Here is a 16,061-nt window from a genome sequence, read left to right as displayed (position 1 = left end):
GACCGGTTGGTTCGCCGGGACAGTTCCACCCGAAACCTGCCTCAAGCTGGAGAATCGGAGTCGGGGTCGGAAATGGCGATGCCATCCGCGACCGGCGGACTGTCCGGCAAAACGCAAAACGCCGGCCCTTGCGGGACCGGCGCCACGATCTTTCAAACCCCGCAGGATGTCAGGCGGAGAGTTTTGCCATCACCTCGTCGGACACCTCGAAGTTCGAATAGACGTTCTGCACGTCGTCATCGTCTTCCAGGCTGTCGATCAGCTTCATCAGCGACTGGGCCTTTTCCTCGTCGACCGGCACCGTGTTCTGCGGCTTCCAGATGGCCTTGACGGTATCGGCTTCGCCGAGCGTCGCTTCGAGTGCCTTGGACACTTCGCCAATGCTTTCGAAACCGCAAATGATGGTGTGGGTTTCCGCGTCCGAGACAACGTCATCGGCACCCGCCTCGATGGCGGCTTCCATCACGGCGTCGGCGCTTCCGGCCGAGGCCTTGTAGACGATTTCGCCGACGTGATCGAAGGAGAAGGACACCGAGCCCGTTTCCCCGAGCGCACCGCCGGCCTTGGTGAAGATCGAGCGGATGTTGGAGGCCGTGCGGTTGCGGTTGTCGCTGAGCGCCTCGACGATCACGGCCACGCCGCCCGGGCCATAGCCTTCGTAGCGGATAGCATCATAGCTCTCGGCATCGGCGCCGGATGCCTTCTTGATGGCGCGGTCGATGTTGTCCTTCGGCATCGACTGGGCCTTGGCGTTCTGGATCGCCAGGCGAAGGGCCGCATTCATGCTCGGATCAGGCAGACCGGCCTTGGCGGCGACGGTGATTTCGCGTGCAAGCTTGGAGAACATCTTCGACCGGATGGAGTCCTGCCGACCCTTGCGGTGCATGATGTTCTTGAACTGTGAATGGCCAGCCATGGCACCCCTTCATCGCGTAATATGTCTGGAATGGCGGGCTTATAGGCACGAAACCGGGCGCGTTCAAGAAAAAAGCGGATCGACACACCATTGCCGCCGGCGGAACAAAGCCCGGCAGGGCGACGTTCTTTCCCCGACACTTGACGAGGAAAGGATTGGCAATGGTAAGTCTGACGGAAGCACGCGAGGCACCGGCACGCCAGCTGTGGGACGAGATCAACGGCGTGCATGCGGGCATGCTGGGCATCGAAGGGTCCTCCATGCACATGCAGCCGATGGCCCCGCACGCGGACCCGAAAACAAACACGATCTGGTTCTTTACCCGCACCGATACCGATCTGGTGCAGGCCATCCGGCCCGGCACCCGGGCGCATTTCTGCGTCGTCGGCAAGAACCATGATTATCATGCCTGCCTTGCCGGCGTGATCGAGGCGCGGCGGGACACGGCAAAGATCGAGGAATACTGGAGTTCGATCACCGCCGCCTGGTACGAACACGGCAAGGACGACCCGTCGCTGATCCTTCTCGCCCTGCATGTGGACGATGCGGAGATCTGGGCCTCCACCGACAACAGCCTGAAATTCGGCTGGGAAATCGCCAAGGCGAACCTGAAGGAAGACAAGACGCCAGACATCGGCATTCGCCAGCACCTGAGCTTCGCCTGACGGACGTTGGACTGTTGTCCCGATCCGCCGGAAAATCCGGCGGATCGGCCGCCGCGTCTCACAGTCCGGGCGGCACGACGATCTGCGGCTTGCGCGGCAGACTGCGCATCGAAACCGTGATCGCATCGTCCTTGCCATAGACCACGTCATAGCGGCCATCGAACATGGCGAGGAAGCGGTCGAGCGGCGGGCCGCCCCGGTGCATCGGCAGGATGAGCGAGGAGCGCAGCCGCTGCACCACGCGGCTCATGCTGTCCGCGCCCATGGTCAGCCCGCCATCGGTCGGCACCATCAGCACGTCGAGCCTGCCGATTTCCGTATAATGCGCATCCGTCAGCTCGTGATGCAGATGGCCGAGATGGCCGATGCACAGGCCCGCCATTTCGAAGATGAAGATGGAATTGCCGTTTTCCTCGAAACCGCCATAGGCGCGAATGTCGGTCGCGACATTGCGCACATAGGTATCGCCGACCAGAATGTTATGCACCGCCTTTTCGCCGGGCACATCGCTCCAGCCATGCAGCACATGGGCAATGCCGGCCGGTGGCGCGAGCGTGTAATGGGTGGAATGCGCCTTGTTCATCGTCACGATGTCGGGCGTGAGCGTGGGCCGATGGACGCCGGAATAGTCTGTGGCGATGACGACGCCTTCGGGGCTTTCGATCTGATAGGTGGAATGGCCGATGAAGGTGATCTTCACCTCTTCGCGCCTGGCAAGCTCCGTGGTCTTGACGGGCCTGGCACTGGCAAATGTCGCGCGGGGAATGGTTTCGGCAATGGCCTGGCACTGACTGACAGGCATCTGCGCCCGCGGGCCGGTCGCGGGATTGCCCGGCACGCCCTGGGCAAGGGCCACAACCGGTCCGAACAGGCATGCAACAACGGCGAATGCGACAGTGCGCAGCATGATGTGCCACTCCCCCTCGTCTTCCTGCGGGAAAAAGATGAGGCAGGGTCATGGGCACGTCCAGCGCGAAATCGCGCCGGATGCTCACATTCCCGTCATTCGAAGCCAGGTCCGAAGCAAAGTCGGCTGGCGATCATCGGCCATCGCCGTCCGCGGATGCCCGCGGGTCGAGCGCGACGCTTTCCGGCGTGGCAAGCGAGGTGATGGCAGCCGGGGCGGCGGTGTAATTGTCCTTCTCCGCCGAGGACCGGGCGGCACGCATGCGGCTGCGCAGGATGGCATAGACCACCACGGAGACATGCGCGACGGCGGTCACTGCAAACAGCGCATGCGGGCCGAAATGCGTCATGACCGGGCCGCCGAGCGTCGGGCCGATGATCGTGCCGATGCCAAACAGCAGAAGCAGGCCGCCGGACACCTTCACGAAATCCTCGGGCGCCGCGAAGTCGTTGGCATGGGCAACCGCGATCGGGTAGAGCGCGTTGGCGGTGGACCCGTAGATCGCAACCAGCACCACGATCACGTAGACATTCATCGGGTGCAGCAGCACGAGCAGAATGCCGGCGGTGGCGGAGATGCCCGAGAGTGCCGCCAGCACGTAACGGCGATCCATCCGGTCGGAGAGCCGCCCTGCCGGGAACTGGATGATTGCGCCGGCAAAGATGGTGATCGACACCATCACGGCGATCGCCGCCTGTTTCAGCCCGGCCTGTGCCGCGAACACGGCGACCAGCGTGCCATAGGCGCCGTTCGCGATGCCGATCATCAGGATGCCGACGAAGGAGACGGGCGAATTGCGAAACAGGCTCGGCAGATCGAGGCTGACCCGCTTCAGAGGCTGCGGCGAGGCAGCCGTCGACAGCGTGGTGGGCAAAATGGCGACGCAGTAGAGAATGCCGCAGACCATGAACAGGACCGGTGTCGAGACATCGATGATGCCCACAAGCAGCTGGCCGCCGACGACGCCGAGCAGGGTGATCGCGATATAGAGCGAGAAGATCGCCCCGCGGCTCTCGTTCGTCGCGCGCTCGTTCAGCCAGCTCTCGATGATCATCGAGGTGCCGGCGGTGCAGAAACCGGTCACGGCGCGCAACGTCAGCCAGGCAACGTCATCCACGACGATGCCGGTGACCAGCACGTTCATGCAGATGATGGCGCCGAAACCGGAAAAGGCCCGGACATGGCCGATGCGCCGCACCAAAAGCGGTGCGACGAAGCAACCGGCCACGAAACCACCCGCCCAGCTGGTGCCGAGCAGGCCGAGCACCTCGTTCGAATAACCCTCCAGCGTGCCGCGCACCGGCAGCAGCAGGCCCTGCAGGCCATTGCCGAGAAACAGGAAGAGCGTGCCGAGCAGAAGACTGAGGACGGGCAGAAGATTACGAGGCATTTGGCGGACCGCAGATATTCCGGTTCAGGTTCAGCGAACAGTAAAGCACGCCAATCGTTAAACTTGATCCGCCAGTCCCTGCAAAAGGCAATGCATTGAGACAGCAACCGACGAAACGGCAGGCGCGCCCCGGTTTGACCAGCACAACAATGGTTCCGAATCTCGCTCCCCGCAGCTATGTGTGGTGACGACAAAAAATGTCCAGCCTGTGGCTGAGGCCATTCTGCGACAGGAAAATCATGACAAAACTTATCGGCCTGCTGCTGCTTCTGGCCATGATCGTGCAGATCATCAAGCCGCTCGGCCTGCCCGGCCTGCGGCGTCGCGCCGATTTCTGGAAGCTGGCGGTGGTGGCCTTCCTTTCGTGGACCGTCATCCTGTTGCTACGCGATTTTACCTGATGCCGGCAGGCGCGCGAAGCGGGCCGAAATGCAGGAAGGCCGCTCGACGGGCGGTGAAAACCGGCCTATGCTTGGTTCCTAACTCCGGCAAGGTCTGATGCGCCATGCTCACCGTCTTCCTCAGCATGCTGGCCGTTGCGGTCACCTTTCCCTTCTGGTTCCCGGCCCTGATGTGGCTGTTCGGCCTGGCGATGGGCCTGTTCGGCATGATGATGGGCGTGTTCGGCGCGGCGATCGGCCTGTTGTCCGCGCTTTTCGCGCTGGCGATCGTCGGCGGCGTTCTGGCAACCGTCTTCGTCCTGCCGGCGCTGCTGCTGCTGGCCCTGGTCGTCTGGCTGCTCTTTCCGCGTCAGAAACGCCTGCCCTCCGAGTGAATTTTGCTGCCGTGACGGGCGCCGGCGGGTGATGTGCGCCGGCGGCTCAGGCGATCGGCTATCGTGACAGGACACCTTCGAAGACCGGCACACAATCGCCCGCGATGATGACGGCGTGCGGCCGCCCTTCGCGCTTTTCGACGCTGACCTCGATGCGGCTGGCACGCCCCATCTCCACGCCCTGCTCGATGGTGAAATCGAAGCGGCCTTCTGCGACCGGTTCCAGCGTCGACAGGAAGGCGGACAATGCCCCCGATGCACTGCCGGTTGCGGGGTCTTCCGCCACATTGTCGAGGGGCGCGAACATGCGCGCCCGCAGCCTGAAAGGATCGGCGGGATCGCGCACGTAGAGAAACAGCGGGAAATCGCCCTCCGGCATCACCTGGTTGGCCAGCACCTGCCGCACCGCATCGGCATTGGCACGGGCACGGCCGAGGGCTTCGAGATCCACCAGTTCCGCCACGGCAAAGGCAAGGCCGACCGAGACGACGCAAGGGTGATGCCGCTCGGTGCGCACATCGCGCGGCGAAAGAGACGCGCAGGCCGCCACGGTGTCCGGCGCCACGCTCTGGCGCACCTCCAGCGGGCGGGGCGCGCGGATCGCCGCCCCGGTCACCTGCCCGTTGCGGCGGCGAAGCTCTACCTCCACGAGCCCGGCCTTTTCCTCAAACAACAGACGGTCGCCGACCGGCCTGCCGAACAGTTCGGACCGCTGGCCGAGCACATAGGCCGTGCCGACATTCGGGTGGCCGGCGAAGGGCACTTCCGTCACCGGCGTGAAGATGCGCACCCGCGCGTGGTTGGCAGGATCCTCCGGCGGCAGCACGAAGGTGATTTCCGAATAGCCGAATTCGGCGGCAATCTGCTGCATCGTCTGGTGATCGAGACCGCGCGCATCGACGAACACGGCGAGCGGATTGCCCTTGAAACGCTCGTCGGAGAAAACGTCGACGGTGACGAACGCGGATACGGTCATGGCATGGCCTCGCTGTCCGGTCTTGCCCGGACGTCTTGTTCGGGTTCAAGGACGGCCCGTTCCAGACGAACCGGGGACACCCTTTCCGCCTTTCGGTAGCCCGGCGCACTCCATCCATCCAGCCAAAGTTTCTGACGCAACCGATCAGAAAAAGTGAAGGGCCGCCCCATCGCTGGAGCGACCCCTCTCCTCCCCTCCATCAAATCCGGGGTCTCAGCCGACCTTGTTGACGCTGGCGCCGTAGATCTGGTCGATCGTTCCGGCAATGCTGTCATTGAATTCGGCATCGGTCATCGAAACGCGCAGGCCTTCGGTGAGGCCGCGCGAGAAACTGGCGATCATGCCGTGGTTATGGCTGAGCTTTTCGCAGGCATCCACGGTGCTGTAGCCGCCCGACAGGGCGACGACGCGGACAACCGAGCCATGGGCGACCAGCGGCGCGTAGAAATCGGCAACGGTCGGGATCGTCAGCTTGAGCATGACGGTTTCGTCGGCCGGCAGCTTGTCGAGATGCTCGGCGATCACATCGCGCAGAATGGCTTCGGCCTCGACCTTGGTCGGGCTCTTGATCGAGACTTCCGGTTCGATGATCGGCATCAGGCCCTGGCCGATGATCTGGCGTGCCACCTCGAACTGCTGGGCGACAACGGCTTCGATACCGGCCTTGTCCGCATGGGCGATGACCGATCGCATCTTGGTGCCGAAAATGCCCTTTTCGCGGCCACGGATCAGCAGCGCGTCAAGCTCCGGCATGGCCTTCATCGTCTGCACGCCGTTCTCTTCGGCGTTGAGGCCCTTGTCGACCTTGAGGAAGGGCACCACGCCGCGCTTTTCCCAGAGGTAGGTGGGAACGGGCTCACCATCCACGTCGCCATCCATCGTGCGTTCGAACAGGATGGCGCCGATCACCTTGTCGCCGGTAAAGGCCGGTGCGCTCATGATGCGCACGCGCATGGCATGCATCAGACGGAACATGTCCTCTTCCGTCTGATAGTCGGACTCGGAGATACCATAGAGACGCAGGGCTCCGGGTGTTGAACCGCCGCTCTGATCCAGCGCCGCGATAAATCCGGGCGCGGAACTCATCTTGTCCAACATCTTGGCATACCCCATGCTTACACTCCTGTCCCTAAGGTCGGCGCACAACGCGTTCGTATCCCGATGGATACCATCCGCGGATAACAGAAGTTTTTTAAGAGGGAAATCCTGCGCTTAGCGCTTGAAACGATTGAATTTTATTCAATCGTTTAAATTATCTAAATTGTTTAAAGGCTGTCCACAGGCGCAAGCACTCGCGCCCAGGCTGCGGATCCGCGCATCCCTGGCGCGCAGACAGACAGCCTAGATCTCATCCGCAAGTCTGGCAAGATGCAGCAGGCTCAGCGAACGCAATTCACCGTCCTCGACATATTCCAGCATCTCGTCCGGCAGGTAGCGGGCGCCGGGACGGCCCTCGCGCGCAGCAGGCGAGCTGTGGCGGATGCGGCCATGTTCGATCGCATGCACGGCCTCCACCTGGAAGGCCATGACATTGCGGGTGCCGCGCACGATCAGCAGCCGGGCTTCCGCATCATTCGATGTGGACGGCATGCGCCGCAGCCAGGCCGCCAGGTCGATGATCGTGACGCCGCTGCCGCGATAGGAAAAGAAACCGGCAATGCCGTCCGCGCGGTCGCGCACCCGCGTCACATGGGCCGGTGGCATGATGATTTCGCTCGTTTCGATCAGCGGCATGGCAAACCGCCCGCCTGCGGAAAAGACGAGGAAGGGTTCGCCCTCGCCCGCCACCCGACGGCCCCCTTCGGCGGCGGTCGCTTGCGCCTTCTGCTGCGAAAGCCTGGCGATCGCCGCCAGCCCGCACAGCCGCTCCTCACCCTCCAGCTGGCGGTGATCGAGCAGCATCACATCCGTTCCGTCGGAAAGCCGCAAGATCGCCTCCAGCAGGCTGGCATCGCCGAAAATGCCGGCGGGCGGCGCATTCATCGAGGTACGGGAGAAGCGCAGAATGTCGATGACATCATGGATCAGCAGACCGACATGGCTGTCTGCCCCGAGACGCAGGATCAATGCCGCTGCCGACCGGACGGGACGCTCGACCCGGTCGATGCCGAGCAGGAACAACGGATCGATCACCGGCACCTGATGCTCGCGATAGATCACCACGCCGAGACAGAGATCCGACACGACGGGCGAGGCGCCAAGCTCGGCAATCGGAAGAGTGGTGGCGACCGCATCGGCCGCCACGGCAAACACATAGCCCGCCAGACGAAACAGCAGAAGCGGCTGCGAACGCTCGGCATCGCCCTCGCGCTCCCCTCCCGACGTCTCCGGCACGCTCGGCAGACCGGGATGGGCAAGCACCCGGTGGGGACAGAGAACGGAGGCCACCCGATCCTCCAGCCGCAGCGTCTGCACCACAGGGATCGCGCCGGTGCCGCCACCCTGCTCCGGTATGACCAGATCCTCCAGCTGGTCGGCGCCGACCAGATCGATATCCCCGACACCATCGGCGAGCAGGCCGAGCAGGCGCCCCTCGCAGCGCATCACCACGATCACCCGCGCTGCCACCAGCGAGACGCCGAGCAGCCGGCCAAGATCGACAACGGGGATGATCGAGCCGCGCAGCAGCAAGGCGCCACAGACCAGCGGGCACAGTTGCGGAAAGGGATGCAGTTCGTCCGGGCGCGGCACCACCTCGCGCGTATGGTCAACGGGCAGGGCAACGAGAAGCCCGCCGGCGAGGATCGTGCCATAGGCGCGCCGACCATCGAGACGGGCCGTTGTCGCGCTTGCGGCAACCGGCAGGGCGAGCGGCATCATCTGCATGGCATCCTCCCTTCGCCGGGGCTCAGGCCGCGGCCTCCGAGGTCGCCCGCGACAGATCGTGGATCAGGCGCACCACATCGCTCGACACGGTCTGCTGCGCGCCCGTGCAGTCGGCGATATCGTGGATCGACTGGCTGGTCTGGCCGACGCTTTCCACGATCCGCTCGAAAGCGGAGCGGGCATCGCGTGACCGGGCGGTGCCTTGACCGACGCGGCTGACGGATTCATCGATCAGCTTGGTGATCTCGCGTGCCGCCTGCGAGGAGCGTTCGGCAAGCTTGCGTACCTCGCCCGCCACCACCGAGAAGCCGACACCGTGTTCGCCCGCACGCGCCGCCTCGATCGCCGCGTTGAAGGCGAGAAGATTGGTCTGGTTGGCGATTTCGGAGATGACCTTGACGATGTCGGAGATCTCGTTGGAGGAGCGCTCGATCAGTTCGATGGCGGAGATGGCGTTGGCGAGTGCCGCATAGCCTTCCTCGGCATTCTTCTGCGTCTGCGTTGCGAGCGTCGTGGCATTGGAGGCGCTGCTGGTGATCTCCTCGATCGACTGGGTCAGATCCTTCACCACCGTCTCCATCTGGCTGGATGTGGTGCGGATCTCCCGCTCCAGCTTGACCTGATCGGTGATGTCATAGGCATATTTGATGATCCGGACGATCTGGCCCTTCACATCCATCACCGGATTGTAGGAGGCCTGGATGAAGACATCGCGGCCAAACTTGCCGATGCGGTGGAAGCGGCCGGTCTGCGTCAGTCCCTTGTTCAGGTCGATCCAGAAATCGCGATAGGCCTGCGTCTTCACCAGTTCGACGCTGCAGAACAGCGAATGATGCTGGCCGAGCAGTTCGCGCTTCGAATAGCCCATCACGCGCTGGAAGTTCTCGTTGACGCCCACCACATGGCCTTCCAGATCGAACTCCACCACCGCCTGCGAGCGGTCGATGGCGCTGACCCGGCTCTCGAACTCGGCATTCTTGAGCTTGCTGGCGGTCACGTCCAAGGCGAACTTCACCACCTTCTGCGGCACCCCATTGGCATCGAGAATGGGATTGTAGGTCGCCTGGATCCACAATTCCCTGCCGTTCTTGCCGAGGCGATAATATTCGCCGGAATGGAATTCACCGGCCGCCAGCTTGTCCCAGAACAGGCGATATTCGTCGGATTTGGCGTAGGATACGTCGCAGAACATGCGGTGGTGTTTGCCCACGAGTTCCGCCTCGTGATAGCCGAGCAGATCGAGAAAGTTCGGATTGGCTGCGAGGATATTGCCCTTCATGTCGAATTCGATGACCGCCTGGCTGCGGCCGATGGCCTGCACCTTGCCTTCGAATTCCGCATTGCGCCGGCGCTGCTCGGTAATGTCAGTGGCGAACTTGATCACCCGAACCGGCTTGCCTTCCATGTCGAAGATCGGATTGTAGGTGGCCTGGATCCAGACCTCGCGGCCGTCACGACCGACGCGGCGGTAGATGCCGCAATCCACCTCGCCGCGCCCAAGCTTCTGCCAGAAGCGCTGATAGGCATCGGTGGTGGCAAAGAGCGGATCGCAGAACATCCGGTGATGCTGATCGACAACCTCGTCTGCCTCGTATCCCAGCGCCGAGAGAAACAGCGGATTGGCGCGCAGGACATTGCCCTTCAGGTCAAACTCGACCACGGCCTGCGACCGCTCGATCGCCGTCACCTTGCTCTCCGCCTCGGCAGCCTTCAGCTTGGTGTCCGTCACGTCCATCGCGAACTTGACGATCTTGAACGGATTGCCATTGAGATCGAAGATCGGGCTGTAGCTCGCCTGGATCCAGATACGCTTGCCGTCCTTGCCGAAGCGCTTGTATTCACCGCTTTCGTGATGGCCCTCGGTGAGGCGCTGCCAGAAGCGCTTGTACTCACCGGACCTTACGAACTCCTTGTCGCAGAACAGACGGTGGTGCTGGCCGACGATCTCGTCGGCGCCATAACCCGTCAGGTCGAGGAAGATCTGGTTGGCGGCCAGAACATTGCCAGCCAGATCGAACTCGATCACCGCCTGCGCCCGATCGACGGCCGCCATCTTGCCGGAGGCTTCTGCCGTTGCCTTCTTCGTCTCGGTCACGTCCATCGCGTATTTGATGACGCGCACGACCTTGCCGGAGGCATCGCAGATCGGCGTATAGCTCGCCCGGATCCAGACCTCGCGGCCATTGCGGCCAATCCGCTTGAACTCGCCATCGATGAACTCGCCCCGGCCAAGCTTCTCCCAGAAGGCGCGGTACTCGTCGCTCGCCACATGGCTGCGCTCGCAGAACAGCGCGTGCTTCTTGCCGCGAACCTCCTCGAAACTGTAGCCCATCAGCTCCAGAAAATTGTCGTTGGCCGCCAGCACCGTGCCGTCCATAGAAAATTCGATGATCGCCTGCGAGCGGCTGAGCGCATCCGCCCGGCCGCGCAGATCGAGAAGATCGGTCTTGTCGGCCTCGATCCGGGTGGCAACGAGCAGCACCGTCGAGCCCGTTTCGTCGCCGCTGACAAGATGGCCGAGCAGGCGAACGGCGTCCCCCCGGGCATCGACGGCGCGCACCGCGAGATCCTGGAACTCGCCCGCCAGCGCCTTCTCCCACCAGACGCTACGCTGGCCTTCGTCCGAGATCAGAAGGTCGGCGAAGGTATGCCGCTTCTGCTCCGCCTCGGTTCCGCCCAGCACATCCAGCGCGTGGCGGCTGAGATCCAGCACGCGGCCGCTTTGCGTATCGAATTTGATGACGAAATAGTGCTGGGCCAGGAGGTCGCAGAGGGTTTCGAACAGCGCGCGATTGGTGTTCTTGAGCGTAAGCATCGATGGGTCCCGACAGATTGCAGCCCCTCTCGTTTAACCGCAAAATATTAGCAATCCTTTATTTAGATGAATGAAAACAGCATTGCGCTTGCATCCGCCAGGGCAGGCTGGCCCCGAACGGCGAAGGCCGCCCGTCGCGGGACGGGCGGCCTTCGGACCATGACAGACAGGATCGGCTGTGCTCAGACCTTCGAGAGCACGGCCACGCCCGGCAGTTCCTTGCCTTCCATCCATTCGAGGAAGGCGCCGCCGGCGGTCGAGACATAGGAGAAGTCGTCTGCGACGCCGGCATGGTTGAGGGCCGAAACCGTATCGCCGCCACCGGCGACGGAAACGAGCTTGCCGGCAACAGTCTGGGCCGCGGCAAATTTCGCAGCGGCAACGGTTGCGGCATCGAAGGGCGCGATTTCGAAAGCGCCGAGCGGACCGTTCCACACCAGTGTCTGGGCCCGCTCGATCCAGCCGTTGATCGCCTCGATCGACTTCGGGCCGACGTCGAGCACCATGGCATCGGCGGGGATGGCCTCGATATCGACCACTTCGTTCTCGGCACCGGCCTTGAACTCGCGGGCGACGACGCCATCGACCGGCAGGATGATGGCGCACTGGGCGCTGGCGGCTTCGATCATGATCTGCTTGGCGGTTTCAGCCAGGTCATGCTCGCAGAGCGACTTGCCGACATTGGTGCCGCGTGCGGCGATGAAGGTGTTGGCCATGCCGCCGCCGATGACGAGCGCATCGACCTTCTTCACCAGGTTCATCAGGAGATCGATCTTGGTCGACACCTTGGCGCCACCGACGATGGCAACGACCGGGCGGTTCGGCTGGCCAAGCCCCTTTTCCAGCGCTTCCAGCTCGGCCTGCATGGTGCGGCCCGCATAGGCCGGCATGTGATGGGCAAGTCCTTCGGTAGAGGCATGCGCGCGATGGGCGGCCGAGAAGGCGTCGTTGACATAGATGTCGCCATTGGCAGCCAGCGCCCTGGTGAAGTCCGCGTCGTTCTTCTCCTCGCCCTTGTGGAAGCGGGTGTTTTCGAGCAGCAGGATATCGCCGTCCTGCATCCTGGCCACCGCCTCGGCAGCGGCGGGACCGATGCAGTCATCACCGAAGAGAACCGCATGATCGAGCACCTGTTCCACGGCCGGCGCGATCAGCTTCAGCGACATGTCGGCCACCGGCTCGCCCTTCGGACGGCCGAAATGGGCCAGCAGGATCACCTTCGCGCCCTTGCCCGACAGTTCCAGGATCGTCGGCGCCACGCGCTCGATGCGGGTGGTGTCGGTCACCTTGCCGTCGGAAACGGGGACGTTGAGATCGACGCGCACGAGGATGCGCTTGCCCGCGATGTCGGAGAGGTCGTCAAGGGTCTTGAAGGCCGCCATGGTCTGGATCCGTTGTTCTGGGTTGGAATTTCGAAGCGGACCATACCCCACCTGACCGGTGACGCAAGGCAGTTCAGACGGGTTTTTCGTCGCGGTCGGAGGGGGCCTGCGCCGGTGCCGGGGCCGACCTTGCCGAAGCGCCCGCAGCCCCCGAGGCCACCGCCGGAACGGTCTTGCCGCGATAGCGCCGCAGCGTATCCCGCACCCGGTGGGCAATTTCGCGCATGTTGATGAAGATCGGCAGCCGGGTCGCCGGCTCCACAGCCTCCAGCGAGATACCGACGGTTTCGATATGACCATGCTCGTCGATGTCGCGCACGATCAGGATGATCGAGCCGAGGCGTACGCGGTCGGCATATTCGGCATGACCGCCGAGCCGATAGGCCATCAGGTCACCGATCGTCATGGCCTGTTCGGCCACCGTCAGGAGGCCGGGACCATAGGCCGCATCCAGTTCCTTGGCCGGGCGCGTGGGCGAGATGGCGAAGGCGCCGAAGAAATCGGCGTCATCCTCGTCCACCGGCGCGCGGCTTGCAAACAGCCGGTCAAGCAGGCGCGAATAACCGGGCGCGATGAAGAGATAGACATAGTCGTTTTCCCGCAGCCGGCCGGCATACTGGTAGCGCATGCTGCGGCCATCACGGATGACGAGCGAGGGCATGGCCCAGCGCGGAATGCGCTCGCCACGCAGCACGGGGCTGTCCTTGATGACGCGGTAGGAGATCAGTTCGTGCGTCGCCCGGCCCGGCAGATCGAGTTCCACCTTGTCAACCTCACCCATGCGCGGCGGAATGATGAGGCCGAGTCGCTCGGCCACCGGCCGGATCGTCCAGCCCTGCACCATCAGCGACACGAGAACGATGATGAAGGCGATGTTGAAATAGACGTGGTTGCTATCGACGCCGCCCAGCATCGGCATGATGCCGAGCAGGATCGACACGGCCCCGCGCAGGCCGACCCAGGCGACGAAGCCGATTTCCTGCTGGGTGAAATCGAAGGGCAGCAGGCTGAGCCACACCGCGATGGGGCGCGCGACGAAGATCAGGAACAGCGCAAGCCCAACCGCCGGCAACAGGATGGCCGGAAACTGCGAGGGCGTTGCCAGCAGGCCGAGCACCAGGAACATGATGATCTGCGCGAGCCAGGTCAGCCCGTCCTGGAAGCGGGTGATGGCCTCCTTGGCAAAGATCTTGCGGTTGCCGGCGAAGATGCCGGCGACATAGACCGCCAGGAAGCCGCTGCCGCCGACGGCACCGGTGAAGGCGAAGACGAGAAGCGACAACGTCAGCACGAAGATCGGCGCCAGCCCGCGATCGACCGGCAGGCGGTTCAGCACCGCGACGATCATGATGCCGCCAAGCAGGCCGAGCGCGCCGCCAAGCCCCATCTGCTTGACGAACATGGCCAGCAGATCGAGGTTGAAGCCGCCGGCACCATGACCGGAACTGATCAGTTCCACCAGCGCCACCGTGAGAAACACGGCCATCGGGTCATTGGTGCCGGATTCGACTTCCAGGCTGGAGCGCACCTTGTCGCGGATGTGGATGCCGCCGATGCGCAGCAGGAAGAACACCGCCGCCGCATCGGTGGAGGCGACGATCGAGCCGAGCAGCAACCCTTCCAGCCAGCTGAGGCCGAGCATCAGGGAGGCCGCGAAGGCGAAGATCGAGGCGGTCAGGATGACGCCGACCGAAGCAAGCGCAATGGCGGGTGCAGCAGCGATCTTGAAGGCGTGCAGGGAGGTGCCGAAGCCGGAATCGAACAGGATGACCGCCAGCGCCAGCGAGCCGATCATGTAGGCGGCGGGATAGTTGTTGAACTGGATGCCGATGCCATCGACGCCCGCCAGCAGGCCGATCATCAGGAAGACAAGAAGAAGCGGCGCACCGAAGCGGAAGGCGAGGAGACTGGAGAAGGCCGCCGCCAGAACCAGGACGGTTCCGACCAGCAGGATGATGTAGAATGCCTCCAAGGCTTGCGCCCTCCGTTTCCCTGTCGCCGATGGCACCGCCACCGCATGGCACCGGTGACGCGAGGCGCACCGACCCTTGACCCAACTTCGACCGCCGCCTCGAAGGCCGGCGCGACCATTCTCGTCTGACCCTGCGTGAAGAGCCTTGCGCGAAGGCTCCGCCCGCGACGCGCATCGCATACGGCTCTTTCGCCACCATCGGCGCAAAGGCACCGGGCGTGACCGCTTCGGGGGCAAAGCGGGGGGCAAAAAAGTCTATGCAGATCCGGCATATGCCGGAGAATCAGGCGATGCCCCATTAGGCAGCATCAAATTCGGCAGGAGAAGGGCGGAGCGTAAAAAACATCGCGCGTGCACCCATGAAAAAAGGGCGGCCGGATAAGCACCCGACCGCCCTGATGCAAATCCCTTTCGGGATCAGATGAACTTGGCGAAGGCAACCGCCGTGTCAGCCATGCGGTTAGAGAAGCCCCACTCGTTGTCGTACCAGGTCAGGATGCGCACGAAGTTGCCCTCGAGAACCTTGGTCTGGTCGAGCGCGAAGATCGAGGAATGGCTGTCGTGGTTGAAGTCACGGCTGACCAGAGGCTCGGCAGTGTAGCCGAGAATGCCCTTCAGCGCGCCGTTGGAGGCAGCGATGATGGCTTCGTTGACTTCTTCCTTGGTGGTGTTCTTCTTGGCGACGAACTTGAAGTCGACGACCGAGACGTTCGGGGTCGGCACGCGGATCGAGGTGCCGTCGAGCTTGCCCTTCAGTTCCGGCAGCACGAGGCCGACAGCCTTGGCGGCGCCGGTCGAGGTCGGGATCATCGAGAGCGCTGCCGCGCGGGCGCGGTAGAGATCCTTGTGCATGGTGTCGAGCGTCGGCTGATCGCCCGTGTAGGAGTGGATCGTCGTCATGAAGCCATGATCGATGCCGAGCGCGTCATTCAGCACCTTGACGACCGGAACGAGGCAGTTCGTCGTGCAGGATGCGTTGGAGATGACGAGGTGGTCCTTGGTCAGCTTGTCGTGGTTGACGCCGAAGACGACCGTCAGGTCAGCGCCATCGGCCGGGGCAGACACGATCACGCGCTTGGCACCAGCCGTCAGGTGGGCGGCAGCCTTGTCGCGGGCGGTGAAGATGCCGGTGCATTCCATGGCGATGTCGACGCCGAGCTCGCCGTGCGGCAGGGTCGACGGATCCTTGATGGCCGTGACCTTGATCGGCTTTCCGCCGCCAACGATGATGGTGTCGCCTTCGACCTTCACGTCGGCCGGGAACTTGCCGTGGATCGAATCGTAGCGCAGCAGATGGGCGTTGGTTTCGACCGGGCCGAGATCATTGATCGCGACGACCTCGATGTCGGTGCGGCCCGACTCGACGATGGCGCGCAGAACGTTGCGGCCGATACGGCCAAAGCCGTTAATGGCAACCTTGACAGTCATGTGCATTCA

General features: G+C 63.4%; 13 protein-coding genes. 3 read left to right on the top strand and 10 right to left on the bottom strand.

The window, feature by feature from the left end; genetic code table 11:
• Nucleotides 1–169: 169 nt before the first annotated feature.
• A complete protein-coding gene (locus FNA46_RS15835; RefSeq protein ID WP_143126177.1) occupies nt 170–916 on the bottom strand; it encodes a YebC/PmpR family DNA-binding transcriptional regulator in 747 nt (248 codons plus the stop codon).
• A 161-nt stretch (nt 917–1,077) separates the two neighbouring features.
• Between FNA46_RS15835 and FNA46_RS15830 the strand changes: the two genes are divergently transcribed.
• Nucleotides 1,078–1,581, top strand: coding sequence for a pyridoxamine 5'-phosphate oxidase family protein (locus tag FNA46_RS15830; protein WP_143126176.1), 504 nt, complete (start codon nt 1,078–1,080; stop codon nt 1,579–1,581).
• Nucleotides 1,582–1,639: 58 nt separating this feature from the next.
• Here FNA46_RS15830 and FNA46_RS15825 read toward each other — a convergent pair whose 3' ends face one another.
• Nucleotides 1,640–2,488, bottom strand: coding sequence for an MBL fold metallo-hydrolase (locus tag FNA46_RS15825; protein ID WP_143126175.1), 849 nt, complete (start codon nt 2,486–2,488; stop codon nt 1,640–1,642).
• Between the two features lie 133 nt (nt 2,489–2,621).
• Nucleotides 2,622–3,878, bottom strand: coding sequence for an MFS transporter (locus FNA46_RS15820; protein ID WP_143126174.1), 1,257 nt, complete (start codon nt 3,876–3,878; stop codon nt 2,622–2,624).
• 239 nt (nt 3,879–4,117) lie between these two features.
• Between FNA46_RS15820 and FNA46_RS26095 the strand changes: the two genes are divergently transcribed.
• Complete coding sequence (locus FNA46_RS26095) at nt 4,118–4,279, top strand: hypothetical protein (protein WP_185969878.1); 162 nt, start codon at nt 4,118–4,120, stop codon at nt 4,277–4,279.
• 104 nt (nt 4,280–4,383) lie between these two features.
• On the top strand, nt 4,384–4,653 hold the full coding sequence (locus tag FNA46_RS15815) for a hypothetical protein (protein ID WP_143126173.1): 270 nt from the start codon (nt 4,384–4,386) through the stop codon (nt 4,651–4,653).
• A gap of 58 nt (nt 4,654–4,711) precedes the next feature.
• Here FNA46_RS15815 and FNA46_RS15810 read toward each other — a convergent pair whose 3' ends face one another.
• From FNA46_RS15810 to gap, 7 genes are all read right to left on the bottom strand, one after another.
• Nucleotides 4,712–5,629, bottom strand: coding sequence for a PhzF family phenazine biosynthesis protein (locus tag FNA46_RS15810; RefSeq protein ID WP_143126172.1), 918 nt, complete (start codon nt 5,627–5,629; stop codon nt 4,712–4,714).
• A gap of 213 nt (nt 5,630–5,842) precedes the next feature.
• Nucleotides 5,843–6,742 carry a fructose bisphosphate aldolase gene (locus FNA46_RS15805; RefSeq protein WP_143126171.1) on the bottom strand — a complete coding sequence of 300 codons (900 nt, stop codon included), beginning with the start codon at nt 6,740–6,742 and terminating at the stop codon, nt 5,843–5,845.
• A gap of 228 nt (nt 6,743–6,970) precedes the next feature.
• Nucleotides 6,971–8,455: a chemotaxis protein CheW gene (locus tag FNA46_RS15800; RefSeq protein WP_143126170.1), complete on the bottom strand. Its 1,485-nt coding sequence runs from the start codon at nt 8,453–8,455 to the stop codon at nt 6,971–6,973.
• 22 nt (nt 8,456–8,477) lie between these two features.
• Complete coding sequence (locus tag FNA46_RS26550) at nt 8,478–11,270, bottom strand: methyl-accepting chemotaxis protein (protein WP_210245890.1); 2,793 nt, start codon at nt 11,268–11,270, stop codon at nt 8,478–8,480.
• A gap of 182 nt (nt 11,271–11,452) precedes the next feature.
• Complete coding sequence (locus FNA46_RS15790) at nt 11,453–12,652, bottom strand: phosphoglycerate kinase (protein ID WP_143126169.1); 1,200 nt, start codon at nt 12,650–12,652, stop codon at nt 11,453–11,455.
• A 73-nt stretch (nt 12,653–12,725) separates the two neighbouring features.
• Nucleotides 12,726–14,624: a potassium/proton antiporter gene (locus FNA46_RS15785; protein WP_143126168.1), complete on the bottom strand. Its 1,899-nt coding sequence runs from the start codon at nt 14,622–14,624 to the stop codon at nt 12,726–12,728.
• A 417-nt stretch (nt 14,625–15,041) separates the two neighbouring features.
• On the bottom strand, nt 15,042–16,052 hold the full coding sequence (gap, locus tag FNA46_RS15780) for a type I glyceraldehyde-3-phosphate dehydrogenase (protein WP_143126167.1): 1,011 nt from the start codon (nt 16,050–16,052) through the stop codon (nt 15,042–15,044).
• Between the last annotated feature and the right edge of the window lie 9 nt (nt 16,053–16,061).

Source organism: Affinirhizobium straminoryzae (assembly GCF_007004135.1).
Taxonomy (GTDB): Bacteria; Pseudomonadota; Alphaproteobacteria; order Rhizobiales; family Rhizobiaceae; genus Neorhizobium; species Neorhizobium straminoryzae.
Note: the sequence above shows the minus strand (reverse complement) of the source record. Positions and strands in the feature narration are given on the sequence as shown.